General features: G+C 60.8%; 1 pseudogene. It reads right to left on the bottom strand.

What is annotated here, in order from left to right:
* Window positions 1-284 (bottom strand): annotated as a pseudogene (locus J8I34_RS34500) (transposase); the annotation flags it as partial.
* Window positions 285-332: the final 48 nt, after the last annotated feature.

The following is a 332-nucleotide window of genomic DNA, read 5'->3' as shown; positions in this document are numbered from 1 at the left end:
GCCGGTACGCGAGGCGGGCAGCACGAGGTTCAGATTCTGCGCGCGGCGGCTCAATGTCGTGTAGTTCGGCACTGGCAACGCTGGGAAGGCCAGGGTGCGCAAGCTCTGCGCGAAGCCTTGCAGCGCGCACAGCGGCAGGTGGAACACCTGCTTGAGACCGAGCAGACCCTGGATCAGCGCATCCGTATAGACGAGTGGGTTATCAGCCCCTTGTTGTACTGCGCCCAGTTCTTGACGCGGTAGACCCCGTTGGGCTCGGCTTGCTGTTGGTTGTCCTTGCGCATCGTCCCGGAAAAAGTCCAAGACACTACGCAACTTCGTCAGAAGTTAAC

It is taken from the genome of Cupriavidus phytohabitans (assembly GCF_017815025.1).
Taxonomy (GTDB): domain Bacteria; phylum Pseudomonadota; class Gammaproteobacteria; order Burkholderiales; family Burkholderiaceae; genus Cupriavidus.
This window is presented reverse-complemented; position numbering and strand designations above follow the sequence as displayed.